Raw genomic sequence first — 13,556 nt, 5'->3', positions numbered from 1 at the left:
GGACACTATGTTTGATCACATCCTTTTAAATATCGTCTTACTGCTCATCATCACTGTCGGCCTGGTTTCGATTTCCCGACGACTGCATTTGCCGGCCATCCTGAACTACATTCTGGTCGGGGTCATTGTCGGGCCTTTCGGTTTTGGCCTCATCCAAAGCGAAAAGAGCATCAGTTTCCTCGCCGAATTCGGCATCGTGTTTCTGCTGTTCTCAATCGGTTTGGAGTTCTCGCTGACGCAAATGATGTCCATGCGCCGGATGGTATTCGGCTTCGGCGGGTTACAGGTTCTCATGACAGGCCTGGTCGTTTTCGGCGTTTCTTATCTGTTGGGCTTTGGCGTGGAAACCAGCGTCGTGATCGCCAGTGCTTTCGCTTTGTCCTCAACCGCCATCGTCATCAAACAATTGACGGAACAGTCCGAAATCCAAACCCGGCATGGCCGCGCCACCGTCGGCATCCTGATTTTCCAGGACATCATGGCCATTCCGTTATTGATTTTGATTCCCGCACTCGGCACGGCCGCCGGTCAATCGCTGCCGACCGAACTGGGCATGGCCTTTTTAAAAGGGGCCATCGTGGTTGTGGTCATGCTGTTTGCCGGGCGCTATATCCTGCGACCTTTGTTCCATGAGGTCGCCTCATCAAAATCCCAAGAGCTGTTCACCTTAACCGTCCTCACCGTCGTCTTAAGCGCAGCCGCCTTTACCGAAGAAATGGAAATTTCCATGACACTCGGCGCCTTCCTGGCCGGGATGATGCTCGGCGAAACCGAATACCGTCATCAGATCGAAGCCGACATCCGCCCCTTCCAGGACATTTTGCTGGGGTTATTTTTCATCACCGTCGGGATGATGATTTCACCGGAGCTGATTCAAACCCACTTTTTAACCATTATGGCCATTACCCTTAGCATTATGCTGGTCAAAACCATTGTCATTTTCGGTATTATGCGCCTGTTTCAAAAACCGGACGGCGTCAGCCTGCGCACGGCCGTTTCCCTGTCTCAAGTCGGCGAATTCGGTTTGGTCTTAATCACCCTGGCGCTCACTTACGAATTGCTGCCACACCAGCTCGGCCAAATCTTGTTAACATCCGCCGTCTTCAGCATGGTTGCCACACCTTTCCTCATCAAATACAACGGTCGCATCGCCAACCGTTTTTGCCGTAAAAGTTATCAAAACGACTTTGCCGAAATGGAAAGTGTCATCAAAGAAGACACCAAATTCCTTTCCGACCACGTGGTTCTGCTCGGTTTTGGTCGTGTCGGACAAATCACCGCCAAATTCCTCGAACAAGCGCATGTACCGTTTGTGGCATTGGACATGGACATCAAGCGGGTTCACGAAGCGCAACAAAGTGGTGAACCGGTTTATTTCGGTGATTCCGCCAAACACAGCATCATTCACGCTACCAATATCAGCAAGGCGAAGGTCGCCATCATTACGTTCCACGACTACCACGCGGCCATCAAGACATTGAAAACCTTGCAGGATGTGGCGCCGGAACTGCCGGTTTTGGTCCGTTCCCTTGACGACAGCCACATCAACGAGCTCACCCAAGCCGGTGCGACCGAAGTCATCCCGGACACCTTCGAGTCCAGCATCATGCTGGCATCGCACCTGTTGTTGATGATTGGTCACCCGCCTAGCCAGGTTTTGAAACAAACCCGTGCCGCCCGACGCGGTCGCTACAATCTGCTGAACGGTCTTTACCCGGGCGAATCCGACCATGTGTCGTTTGATCATGCGCAAATGGGGCAAATCATCCAACCGATTACCATCAACGAATCCGCATTTGCCGTCGGCAAACGCCTGGAAGCCTTCCCGATGGAAACATTGGATCTTTACATCAAGTCGGTACGCCGTGGCTCGGTGCGTGGCGACAACCCGGATTTGAAGACCCGAATCCGCGTCAATGACATTTTGATTGTGCAAGGCTTACCGGAAAACATCGATAAATTCGAACACTACTTGAATACCGGTAAGATTTAACGAAAGCGGTCATCAGAATCAAGATGACCGAATAATCAACCAAATGGTTTTAAAACGGCACGGCTGAGCGACTGAATCAATCTTCCAGCCAGATTAAAGTCGCCATCCGACCGGTTTGGCCGTCGCGTCGGTAAGAATAGAATAAACTTTCATCGTGATAGCTACACAAACCGCTTTGCACAACTTCCGACACCCCTAAAGCCCGTAACTCGAATTCCGCCAGGCCTGGTAAATCCGCATACCACTTACCGTCTTCGGAAGCGTGCGTAAAATACGCCGCATGTTCACGGTTTCGCTGGAGAAACCCGTCATACACATCGGCACCGACTTCAAAATAACGCTGGCTGATGGCTGGTCCAACCCAAGCCAATAGATTTTTCGGATCATCGGGCAATTGTTGTATGGCATTCGCCACCACTCCGTTCAACAGCCCCCGCCAACCGGCGTGAACCGCTGCCGCCACTGAACCGCTTCGATTAGTGACCAACACCGGCAAACAGTCTGCCGTCATCACACAACACACCTGCCCCGATTGATTTGTCCAACTGGCATCGGCCACGGGCGGCCGAGGATACGTTTGACCCTGCCAATGAATCGCATCCACCGTGTGTTCCTGTGCCAGCCAAAGCGGTTCGTTCGGCAAATTTAAAGCCGTTCCCAGCGCTTGTCGATTGGCCGCCACTTGGTTCGGATTGTCACCGACATGCCCTGCCAAATTGAATGCATCATAAGGCGATTGACTGTCCCCACCAATCCGCGTGGTGACAAAAGCCCGAACCTTCTCAGGTGCCGGCCATTGCGGTCGGACAAACTGCAAATTATTCTTGAGGAATATCTGCATCGGTGACCCACTCCACTTCGACGCCATCATCATAATCGTAGTCGTCGTAACCCAAATCGTCCTGCATGGCGTGGAAATCATCCATATCGTCACGCAATACATCAATCAGCGCCAACATATCGTCGGGCATCGGTGCCTTCCATTTCATGACTTTTCCGCTGACAGGATGCGTCAGACTCAATTGACCGGCATGTAACGCCTGACGTTTAAAACCGCGCAAGAAGTCGGCAAATTCCGGCAACATCTGCTGTGGAATCCGTAAACGCCCGCCATAGACCGGGTCGCCAACCAGCGGGAACCCAAGGTACGACATATGCACTCGAATCTGATGCGTCCGACCGGTTTCAAGTTGCACCCGCACATGCGTATGCTCCCGGAACCGCTCCAAAACCCGATAATGCGATACGGCCGGTTTACCACCGCCGGTGGCAATCACCGCCATACGCTTACGGTCGGTCGGGTGACGCCCAATCGGTTTATTAATAGTGCCGCCGGAAATCATGCGTCCGACCACAATGGCATCGTAGACACGCTCCACCGCATGACGCTGCAACTGTTCGACCAAATGGGTCTGTGCCGGCACCGTTTTCGCCACCACCATCAAACCGGTGGTTTCTTTGTCCAAGCGGTGCACAATCCCCGCGCGGGGTACTTCACGCAAACGCTCGTCGTGGTACAGCAACGCATTCAGCAAGGTTCCGTCCGGGTTCCCGGCCCCCGGATGCACGACCAAACCGGCCGGTTTGTTGATGACCAGAATGTCCGCATCCTCATAGACTATGTCCAGTGGAATGTCTTGCGCCTGATACTCGATTTCTTCTTCGATTTCCGCCTGAAGAACAACCTTTTCGCCGCCCAGCACCTTCATATTGGGCTTGCTTTGGAGCTGACCGTCCAGTGCGACCTTCCCCGCCTTGATCCAGTCCTGAATGCGACTGCGTGAATAATCCGAAAACAACTCGGCCAAAACCGCATCGAGGCGTTGCCCCAACTTGTCGGCCGGAATGCGCGCTTCCAATTGTTGACTGCTCAAAACCGCTCCTAATAACCTGATGGCCGACGGATTTTAAGTATCCATTTCTTATACTCACGTCGGCACATATGGTATGATTAATTTTTTATACGAAACGCTATTTTACCAAAATATGAAGCACTCGCTGTTATCCCTGATTGTTTTATTGGCCCTCGCGCTCCAAGCCTGCTCACTGGTCGAAAAGGACGAGTCCGAGTGGACGGTCAAAGATTTTTACGAACACGCAAAAGACGCCTACAACAGCGAACAATGGGAATCCGCCATCGAGTATTACGAGAAACTCAAGGCCTATTACCCTTACGGCAAATACGCCGAACAATCCTACCTGGAGCTGGCTTACTCTTATTACCGCTATGACGAGCCCGAATCGGCCCAGCGTGAACTGGAAGAGTTCATCCGCCTTTACCCGAAACACAGCGCTTTGCCTTATGCTTATTACCTGCGGGCCTTATCGGCGGACTCCATCAACAAAAGCTGGTTCGACAGCTGGTTGACCGATCCGGCCTCGCGGGACATGGACTCCACCCAGGAAGCCTACAACGCCTATTTAGAGCTCTTGAGCCGCTTTCCGACTTCAAAATATTCGGCCAAAGCACGTGAACGCTTGATTGTATTGCGCAACCGTATGGCGCGTCACGAATACCAGGTAGCCGAATACTATTTCAAACGTAAAGCCTATCTGGCGTCGGCCAACCGCGCCAAGTTCATTGTCGAAGCTTACCCGCGTTCCATGGTCAATATTTACGCATTGCAGTTAATGCGCGATGCCTATCAAAAACTGGGCATGACACAAAATGCCGAAGATGCACAAGCTGTCATCGACCTCAACCTAGCGCGTATTGAAGCTCAGGAAAAAGAAGACGAAAACTGATTGATCGAAGACGGTTAATAAAAAAAGCAGATATAAAAAAACCGCCAGGCCTGGCGGTTTTTTATTTAGAGCGGTACGGCTCAAAACATCGGCTTCACTCGCTGTAACGGCTGGTAATCGGATAACGTCGGTCTCGACCAAAGGCGCGTGGTGAAATTTTCACTCCCGGTGCGGCCTGACGGCGCTTGTATTCGTTGCGGGTAATCATTCCCACCACACGCCGGACTTCCGCCTCGTCATAACCAAACGCTTCAACAATCTGGGCGGGGCTTTTGTCTTCTTCCACAAACGCCTGAATCACATTATCCAACACCTCGTAATCCGGTAACGAATCCTGATCCTTCTGATCCGGTCGCAGTTCGGCCGATGGCGCACGCGTAATGACGCGTTCCGGGATGACTTCGCCATCACGATTACGGTAAGTCGCCAAACGATACACCCAGGTTTTCGGCACGTCTTTCAACGGCGAGAAGCCACCGACCATGTCGCCATACAAGGTGGAATAGCCCACGGCCACTTCGGATTTATTACTCGTCGCCAACACCAGTTTATGGGTCTTATTGGAAATCGACATCAATAACATCCCTCGAATGCGCGCCTGCATATTCTCTTCGGTCACGTCTTCTTCATAACCTTGAAAACGATCTGCCAGAGCGGACTCACTCGCCGCATACACCGATTCAATCGGAATGGAATGGTATTTTACGCCGAGGGTATTGGCCTCTTTTTCGGCGTCTTCGATGCTGATATCCGCCGTGTAGCGGAACGGCATCATCACCGCTTCGACTTTATCCGCGCCCAGAGCATCCACTGCCAAAGCCAGCGTCAAGGCCGAGTCGATCCCGCCGGACAGCCCCAGCACCACACCACCGAAACCGTTTTTTTCAACGTAGTCCTTCACACCGGTCACGAGGGCCTGATAAATACGCGCTTCGTCCTGATACAACGGCTGTTTTTCCCCCGGTAGAATCACCACCGAATCGGCTTGTTTCAATACCTGAACCGGAATCAACTCCGAACCGAATTCGCCGCCTTGTACCTGAACATCCCCTTCGGCGCAGGTCGCAAACGAACCGCCGTCAAACACCAGTTCATCCTGGCCACCGACCTGGTTAACATAAATCACCGGCCGCTTCACTTCGCTGACACGACGATTGACCACCTGAATGCGATCCTGATGTTTTTCCTGCGAAAACGGCGAGGCATTCAGACTCAACAGAATGTCGGCCCCGGCTTTCACCGACTGGCTGGCCGGTGACGGTTTCCAAATGTCTTCACAAATCAACAAACCGAAACGCACGCCTTTGTATTCGACCACACACGGCTGCTCACTGGCGGCAAAATAACGCTTCTCGTCAAACACACTGTAATTCGGAAGGTTCTGCTTGATGTAACTGGCTTGAATCTGACCGTTTTCGATCCAGGCCGCCATATTGAAGCGTTCACCCAGCTCGTCCATCATCGGATAACCCAACACCAGCACCACGTCTTGAACCTGTTCGCAAATACTCGATAAGACTTTTTTAACCTGCTCGTATAAGGCTTCGCGAAACAACAGATCTTCCGGCGGATAACCGGTCAATGTCATCTCCGGAAACACCACGATATCGGCTTGCTGCTCGCTTTTCGCCCGTCGGGCCGAATCGATGATCAGATCGACGTTACCGTCGATATCCCCGACCACCGGATTGATTTGCGCCATGACGACCGTGAGTTGTTCTGACATAGTTCGATTCCGTTAGACTTTATCCGATGAGCTTGAACATGGCGTCGCCCAGCTCCGCCGGGGAACGTACTACGGTGACGCCCGCCGCTTCCAGGGCTTCAAATTTGGCTTCCGCCGTCCCCTTGCCGCCGCTGACAATCGCGCCGGCATGGCCCATACGCTTACCGGCCGGTGCCGTGACACCAGCAATGTACGCCACCACCGGTTTGGAGACGTTTTCCTGAATGTACTGCGCGGCGTCTTCTTCGGCTTGACCGCCGATTTCGCCGACCAGAATAATCCCTTCCGTTTGCGGATCTTGTTCAAACAACGCCAAACAATCAATGAAATTCATGCCTTGAATCGGGTCGCCGCCGATGCCGACACACGTCGACTGCCCCAAACCGTTTTGTGTGGTTTGGTGAACCGCTTCATAGGTCAGGGTGCCGGAACGCGAGACAATGCCGATTTTGCCGGGCAAATGAATGTGTCCCGGCATAATACCGATTTTACAACCTTGCTTATCATCGCCCGGCGTAATCAGGCCTGGGCAATTCGGCCCAATCAGGTATGCATCGGATTTATCCAATACGGCGCGAACTTTCAACATATCGTTGACCGGAATGCCTTCGGTAATACAGGTAATCACCTTAATGCCCGCATCGATGGCTTCGATAATCGAATCGGCGGCAAAGGCCGGCGGCACATAAATCATCGAAGCATCCGCGCCGGTTTCGGCCACGGCTTCTTTTACGGTATTGAACACCGGCAACCCCAAGTGTTCGCTACCACCTTTGCCCGGCGTGACACCGCCGACCATTTGCGTGCCATACGCCATGGCTTGCTCGGAGTGGAAAGTCCCTTGTTTGCCGGTGAAGCCCTGACAAATCACTTTGGTCTGATGATTGATTAAAATGCTCATGCCTGCCCCTCCATCGCCGCTTTCACCGCTTTTTGGGCCGCATCAGCCAAGCCGTCCGCCGTAATGATACTCAAGCCACTGCTGGCGAGTTTTTCTTTCCCTAACGTCACATTGGTTCCTTCTAAACGCACCACTACCGGAATCTGTAAGCCCACTTCCTGAACCGCTTGGATAATCCCGTCGGCAATCAGGTCACAGCGCACAATTCCGCCGAAGATATTGACCAGAATCGATTTCACTTCGGAAGACGACAGAATCAATTTAAAGGCTTCTGCCACACGCTCCGGCGTGGCACCGCCGCCGACATCCAAAAAGTTGGCCGGTTCCCCACCGTTCAGTTTGATTAAATCCATGGTCGCCATCGCCAAACCGGCGCCATTGACCATACAGCCGATATTGCCGTCCAACGCGATGTAATTCAACTGATGGTCCGCCGCTTTGGCTTCACGCTCATCTTCCTGGGTGGCATCACGCATTTCCACCAGGCCTGGCTGACGGTACAACGCATTGGAATCGATGTTCAATTTGGCATCCAACGCCACCAACTCATTTTCGGTCGTCAACACCAGTGGGTTGATTTCCAGCAGGGAAACGTCTTTGTCCAGCGCCATCTGATACAGGCCTTGCATAATGGCCGTCATTTGTTTGAAAGCCGTGCCGGTCAAGCCCAATGCAAAACCGATTTCACGGCATTGATACGGCATCAAGCCCACGGCGCCATCGACATGCACCGACAAGATTTTTTCCGGCGACGCTTCCGCCACCAGTTCGATGTCCATGCCACCGGCTTCGGAAATCACAAAAGTGTGGGTTCTGGTGACACGATCCACCAGCAAACTCAGGTAAAACTCCAGCTGAATGTCCAGCGTTTGCTCAATCAACAGCGCATTAATCGGTAACGCTTTACCCGCGGTTTGAATCGTCGCCAAAGACCCGCCCAACAAACTACTGGCCGCCTCTTTCGCCTCATCGGCGGTTTTCACCAACTTGACCCCGCCTGCCTTGCCGCGCGCACCGGCATGGATTTGTGCTTTAACAACCCAGCCATCGGAATCGATTTGTGCCAAGGCGTCGGGTAACTGATTCAAATCATCAATCATAACGCCGCTCGGCGTCGGGATACCATACTGCTGAAACAGTGATTTTGCTTGATACTCGTGTAAGTTCATGAATTGCCTTTTAACGGATTTGCCGCACCAACCTTGATACGATGTTCGGCGGTAAATTAAATTGCAATTATTTTATGTTTTTTAGACAATAAATGCATTAAAACAACCGCTGAAATCACTGAATTCCTATGAGAGCCCTGCTTTTTTTCGTATTTATCCTAGTCGTTTACCTGGCAATCCGCTTTACGTTAAAACGTGTGCGAGAATTGCGCGCCGCTTCAGCAGAGGCTGAAACCCTTAAAAACAAACCCGAACCGGAAGAAATGGTGGCCTGCGCGACCTGCGGATTACACCTGCCAAAACACGAAGCGATTTGCGAAGTTTCCGAAGCCGGCGAACGCTGCTTTTGTTCGGACATCCACCAACAACAGGCACATAAAGAAAATTAAGCTGAAACGAAATCAGGACAGAATGTTTTCGATCTTCGCTTCAAACACAACGACCTGACCGGTCAACGGGTGATTAAAATCCACCACCACGTCGTCTCCTTGGACTTCATAAATGGTGCCCGGAATTTCATCCCCCGACGGGGTGTCGAAGCCAATGACATAGCCTTCCTCCAACACCATCGTGTCGGGAAAGTCGCTACGTGACATGGTCTTGAAGTTTTCCGGATCCGGCAGACCGAAAGCCTGTTCCGGCATGAGGGTGAATTTGCCGGTCGTTCCGACCTCAAGCCCAATCAACAACTCATCCAACCGGTTTAACAGCTGGCCGTCGCCGATTTGAAAAGCAAAGACTTCCCCGTCTTCGGTTTGGTCCACCACCGTGCCATCCAAAAGGGAAAGCTTGAAGGAAATTTCAATATCGCTGTTTTCTTGTACGGTTTTAACAGTATCTTGACTCATATTTTTCGTCTTCTCGTTCATCTTGTTTGTTTAAAGCAACTTCAAGAGAGCTTTGCACGAGTGGGACGCGAGAAAAAAATGAGATAAAACTTTTCTGAATTAGGCGGAAAACGAAGTTAATAGCTGGCTATTAACGAGTTTTTCAACGACATTCAGGAAAATTTTAGCCATTTTTAGCCGTGAATCCATCTCGTGCAAAGCTCTCTTCAAAGCGGTTCACACGTCGTGACCGTCACGCCTTACGTTTACGACCGGCGGTTTGGCGCTTTTGGCCAGGCCTGGCGGTTTTAGATTTTGTATTGGTTCTTGTGTTCGATTTCGTTTTAGGCTTGGTCGCTTTAAGCGGCTCTCCGGCAATGACGATACGGTTTCGCCCCGCTTCTTTCGCCTGATACAAAGCATCGTCGGCGTATTTCATGACCTCGTGCGGCTTCTTGTGCTGGGCATCGCGTGCGGCCAAGCCGAAACTGACGGTGACATGCGTTTCCACCTCTTGACCATTCAGCGGCACATTCAACACTCGCGACTCAATCGCCTTGCGCACCGTTTCCAACGCCGGCATCACTTGCTCAGGCGTCTTCCCTTTAAACACCACGGTAAATTCTTCACCGCCATAACGGTACACCTGACCGGTCGCAATCATGTCCAGTTCCTGTGCGACGGTTCGTAACACCAGGTCACCGACGTCATGGCCGTACGTATCGTTAAAGGATTTGAAGTGGTCGATGTCCATCATGGCGATGCTGTACTTCCGTCCCAGCCCCAGGAAAGACTCCAATAGGGCGCGACGCCCTTTCAATCCGGTCAATTGATCGGTGTAAGCGATGTGATGGGCATCGAAAATCAGCGACAACAGAATCATCACCGCAGCAAACGCGCTGGTCCAGGCCAAAGCGCCATACTGATAAAAAGCATTCAAGCCGAACGCCATTAAAATCAACACAAAGACCACCGTCTGGTCCAACACCTTGGCATGACTGAGAAGCGCATTGCGGAACATCATCAGGAACCAGACCGCCACCATCGTCAACATCGCCACAAACGGTAATCGCACCGAATCGTAACCGCTCGGCGAGGCAATCCAGCGCCAGTATTCCAGCGGTAGATTCACCATCACCCAATAGACGAAATAGGCTTGTGCCGCCAACAACACCAATTGAAACAGAACATAAAGCTTATCCTGAACCCCTCTTTCCGGAAACAGCAACCAGAACAACAGGTTCAGCGGCAGCAACAAGGCCAGCACCGGATAAAGCGTAATGGCGGACAAACTGACGTCGGCTTGCGGCACGAAGTACTGCATGCCGGCATTGAACAATACCAGACTGGCAAGAATCAGAATCGGTTGCAGGCGGTTCAGAAAAACACTGACGAAAATCCCCAGCCCGGCAATCAGATACGGTAACCAAGGCAATAACTTTTGCAGCGCCAGCGGCCAATTCGGGATGTTCGGCATTTGCCAAATGGCGAACACCGTTAATCCCAGTAACCAAATGATGTGTTTCAATGGCCCCATTTAACGCGCCTCAAACCGCCGATTAGGTTTTACCGAAAATGGAGAAATCCGGCTTGGCTCTTTCTTCGCAATGAATACGCCATTCAAGCACGTAATCACAGTTTTGCCCGGCGGCACAACTGAAATCGTTATATCCGAATTCGGCCGCTTTGCCGGCATTTTTGGTCAACACCAAATAGCCCAGCGGGCAGAGTTCGTCCGCTTCACTTTCAATGGTAAAACTATCGAAATCGCGTGGCGGTTCACTGTAAAAATTCACCAGCTGATAAGTATCATCGCCGATTTCTTTGGTTTGAACACCGGAACAGCCCACCAACAAAATCGCCAGGCCTGACAATAAAAAGAGTTTGAAAGGAGATTGTTTGAACACGTAGATGTTTCTCATAGCAGGGATTCTAAAAGGGTCCGTTAAGCTTAACCGACCGGGTTTGAAAAAGATAAAAACATGGCAAGCGTTTAAGGCGTTGACTCGACCGATGGCTCTTCTTTAATACCGATTTCGGTCACCACATAACACATATTGGTGTGCAGTTTCTTACCGTCAACCAAAAACGAGGTGGCACCGCCGATTTTATCGTCCGGGTTCAGGCGCACACTGCCTTTATAGGTCTTCAACACCTTACCGGTGTAACAACTGTAAATCTCGATTTTCCGATCCAACCCAATCCAATCGGACTGGATATTCTTCGCCGTGTTCGAGACCTTTTCACAGGCCGTCACCGCAAACAAAACCGGCAAAATCAACAGCAATTTCAAATAAGGTTTCATAGCTTTCATCGACTCTTCCATCACGCGCCGTTTTGGCAAACGTCTTATCTTGAATTGAGGGTTATTTTACACGTTTTGCCCGCCCAAAAAACAAGAAAGCCGACAATTGTCGGCTTTCCAAATCAAAACACAATGTCTCAATGGATATCAGTCCACCGGAATACCGGCTTCATCCTCTTTCGGCTTGACCGGCATGGCGCCCTGCTCTTTGATTTCTTCCTTGATTTCCTTAAGCGAAGTATCCTTACCTTCATCATAGGCTTCCTCACCGTCATCGGCCACTTTGGAGGCGTTTTCTTTCGTGCCATCCCAAGCCTTGGCGGCGTCTTCCTTGACATTGCCCCACAGCCCCGCTTGTGCACTCATGCTGGCGCCCAACAAAACGGCCAATCCAAATAATTTCACTAACTGCTTCATAAAACACTCTCCGTTTAAACGTTAATGGATTTGTTATATTTTTTTAATTATCGCCTGAGCGTTCCATTCCAGCCGGCTATTGCCGCTATTCCGTAAGGTGGATTCAAGTATACGTCAATACCCATAAGGTTGACTAGGTTAAATAAGTGTACTTTAATGAAATCTTAAAACTTCAAAACTCATAACGTCACGCATTTCGCATTCTGAAATCTGCAACACTCGGAAACATAATTATTTTTTATCACAACAGTAGATAAAATTTTATTTTACCCATATAGATTTTTTCTATAACATTTTTGTCTAACCTTAAACAAAAGGATTAAACCAAGATGAACATTACCATTCTCGGCACAGGATTTGCCGCCCTTACCGCCATCAAGAAAACACGCAAGCTGGCTCCAGACGCACGAATCACGGTGATCGCACCGTCCAAAGAATTGGTTTATCTTCCAAGTTTAATCTGGATTCCGTCCAACCTTCGAAAAGGCGACGACCTGCGCATCAACCTGACCAACTACTTCAATCGCCAAACGGTGGAATATATTCAGGCCAGCGTCACCGACGTTTCCAACAATGGTCGCACCGTACACACCGACCAAGGCGATTTTGAAAACGACGGTCTGATCATTGCCTCCGGCGGGCGCTTTATTAAAAAACTGCCGGGCATCGAACACGCCATCACCCCCTGCGAAGGCATTCCAGCGGCCGAGAAAATCAAAGAACGTTTGGATAATATGTCCGGCGGCACTATCGCCATTGGTTTCGGCGGCAATCCGAAAGAACCGTCCGCGATGCGCGGCGGCCCAATGTTCGAATTCCTGTTCGGCATCGACACCTTGCTACGCAAGCAAGGCCGCCGAGACCAATTTGAGCTGATTTTCTTCAACCCGGCACCGAAGCCTGGCAAACGCTTGGGTGACAAGGTACCGGATGCCGTCATGAAGATGATGGCCAAAAAAGGCATTCAAACCCGCCTCGGCCACAAAATGAAAGCCTTCGAACCCAATAAAGTCATCACCGAAGGCGACGAATTCGAAGCGGATTTGATTTTGTTCATGCCAGGCATGACCGGACCGGCTTGGTCGCAGAATTCCGAGATTGCCAAATCCGAAGGTGGTTTGATTAAAGCCAATGAGTTCTGTCAGGTAGACGGTCTGGAAAAAACCTATGTCGCCGGAGACTCCGGCAGCTACCCTGGCCCGGACTGGCAAGCCAAACAAGCGCACATGGCCGATTTACAAGCCGAAGCGGCGGCCCACAACCTGGTGGCGGAACTGCAAGGCCAAACGAACTTCAAAACCTTTAAGCACGAACTGTTGTGCATTATCGACACCTTATCCCACGGCGTTCTCATCAAACGAACCGAAAAAGGCACCTTGATGCTGCCACCGTGTCGATTGATGCACTTGGCGAAACGCTTTTTCGAACACTTGTACCTCAGACAGTACAAGTAATTTTTCAACATGACACATT

14 protein-coding genes are annotated in these 13,556 nt (G+C 51.0%); 4 read left to right on the top strand and 10 right to left on the bottom strand.

Annotated features, from left to right (window positions below; genetic code table 11):
• Nucleotides 1-7 precede the first annotated feature (7 nt).
• Nucleotides 8-1,993 carry a monovalent cation:proton antiporter-2 (CPA2) family protein gene (locus AYJ59_RS06505; RefSeq protein ID WP_127119627.1) on the top strand — a complete coding sequence of 662 codons (1,986 nt, stop codon included), beginning with the start codon at nt 8-10 and terminating at the stop codon, nt 1,991-1,993.
• Between the two features lie 76 nt (nt 1,994-2,069).
• Here the strand turns inward: AYJ59_RS06505 and pgeF are convergent, their stop codons facing one another.
• Both pgeF and rluD read right to left on the bottom strand, forming a co-directional pair.
• Nucleotides 2,070-2,834, bottom strand: a complete 765-nt coding sequence (gene pgeF, locus AYJ59_RS06500) for a peptidoglycan editing factor PgeF (protein WP_029938259.1) — start codon at nt 2,832-2,834, stop codon at nt 2,070-2,072.
• Nucleotides 2,812-3,867 carry a 23S rRNA pseudouridine(1911/1915/1917) synthase RluD gene (gene rluD, locus AYJ59_RS06495; protein WP_029938260.1) on the bottom strand — a complete coding sequence of 352 codons (1,056 nt, stop codon included), beginning with the start codon at nt 3,865-3,867 and terminating at the stop codon, nt 2,812-2,814. The genes pgeF and rluD overlap by 23 nt, the downstream gene beginning before the upstream one ends.
• A gap of 73 nt (nt 3,868-3,940) precedes the next feature.
• Here rluD and AYJ59_RS06490 point away from each other — a divergent pair, with 73 nt between their 5' ends.
• The gene (locus AYJ59_RS06490; protein WP_237260277.1) at nt 3,941-4,738 is read left to right on the top strand and encodes an outer membrane protein assembly factor BamD; all 798 of its coding nucleotides are present in this window, start codon (nt 3,941-3,943) and stop codon (nt 4,736-4,738) included.
• A 94-nt stretch (nt 4,739-4,832) separates the two neighbouring features.
• On the opposite strand, the gene AYJ59_RS06485 is transcribed toward AYJ59_RS06490, so the two are convergent.
• From AYJ59_RS06485 to sucC, 3 genes are read right to left on the bottom strand one after another with little or no spacing between them, the layout of a single operon-like run.
• Nucleotides 4,833-6,464 (bottom strand): NAD+ synthase, encoded by a 1,632-nt coding sequence (locus tag AYJ59_RS06485; RefSeq protein ID WP_127119626.1) that lies wholly within the window; start codon nt 6,462-6,464, stop codon nt 4,833-4,835.
• A gap of 19 nt (nt 6,465-6,483) precedes the next feature.
• Nucleotides 6,484-7,365 (bottom strand): succinate--CoA ligase subunit alpha, encoded by an 882-nt coding sequence (gene sucD / locus AYJ59_RS06480; RefSeq protein ID WP_029938263.1) that lies wholly within the window; start codon nt 7,363-7,365, stop codon nt 6,484-6,486.
• Nucleotides 7,362-8,534, bottom strand: coding sequence for an ADP-forming succinate--CoA ligase subunit beta (sucC, locus tag AYJ59_RS06475; protein WP_029938264.1), 1,173 nt, complete (start codon nt 8,532-8,534; stop codon nt 7,362-7,364). The genes sucD and sucC overlap by 4 nt, the downstream gene beginning before the upstream one ends.
• A gap of 128 nt (nt 8,535-8,662) precedes the next feature.
• On the opposite strand from sucC, the gene AYJ59_RS06470 reads away from it, so the two are divergent.
• Nucleotides 8,663-8,923, top strand: a complete 261-nt coding sequence (locus tag AYJ59_RS06470) for a PP0621 family protein (RefSeq protein WP_127119625.1) — start codon at nt 8,663-8,665, stop codon at nt 8,921-8,923.
• A 12-nt stretch (nt 8,924-8,935) separates the two neighbouring features.
• On the opposite strand, the gene AYJ59_RS06465 is transcribed toward AYJ59_RS06470, so the two are convergent.
• The 5 genes from AYJ59_RS06465 to AYJ59_RS06445 all read right to left on the bottom strand — a co-directional run bounded on the left by AYJ59_RS06465 (nt 8,936) and on the right by AYJ59_RS06445 (nt 12,083).
• Entirely contained in the window at nt 8,936-9,382 is a 447-nt protein-coding gene (locus AYJ59_RS06465; RefSeq protein WP_127119624.1) for an FKBP-type peptidyl-prolyl cis-trans isomerase, read from the bottom strand.
• Nucleotides 9,383-9,614: 232 nt separating this feature from the next.
• Complete coding sequence (locus AYJ59_RS06460) at nt 9,615-10,898, bottom strand: GGDEF domain-containing protein (RefSeq protein WP_127119623.1); 1,284 nt, start codon at nt 10,896-10,898, stop codon at nt 9,615-9,617.
• Between the two features lie 22 nt (nt 10,899-10,920).
• Nucleotides 10,921-11,283: a hypothetical protein gene (locus tag AYJ59_RS06455; protein ID WP_127119622.1), complete on the bottom strand. Its 363-nt coding sequence runs from the start codon at nt 11,281-11,283 to the stop codon at nt 10,921-10,923.
• Nucleotides 11,284-11,354: 71 nt separating this feature from the next.
• Nucleotides 11,355-11,675 (bottom strand): hypothetical protein, encoded by a 321-nt coding sequence (locus AYJ59_RS06450; protein WP_237260276.1) that lies wholly within the window; start codon nt 11,673-11,675, stop codon nt 11,355-11,357.
• Between the two features lie 138 nt (nt 11,676-11,813).
• Complete coding sequence (locus tag AYJ59_RS06445) at nt 11,814-12,083, bottom strand: hypothetical protein (protein WP_029938270.1); 270 nt, start codon at nt 12,081-12,083, stop codon at nt 11,814-11,816.
• A 329-nt stretch (nt 12,084-12,412) separates the two neighbouring features.
• Here AYJ59_RS06445 and AYJ59_RS06440 point away from each other — a divergent pair, with 329 nt between their 5' ends.
• On the top strand, nt 12,413-13,537 hold the full coding sequence (locus tag AYJ59_RS06440; RefSeq protein WP_127119621.1) for an NAD(P)/FAD-dependent oxidoreductase: 1,125 nt from the start codon (nt 12,413-12,415) through the stop codon (nt 13,535-13,537).
• Nucleotides 13,538-13,556 lie beyond the last annotated feature (19 nt).

It is taken from the genome of Thiomicrospira sp. S5, from assembly GCF_003991075.1.
Classification (GTDB): domain Bacteria; phylum Pseudomonadota; class Gammaproteobacteria; order Thiomicrospirales; family Thiomicrospiraceae; genus Hydrogenovibrio; species Hydrogenovibrio thermophilus.
Note: the sequence above shows the minus strand (reverse complement) of the source record. Positions and strands in the feature narration are given on the sequence as shown.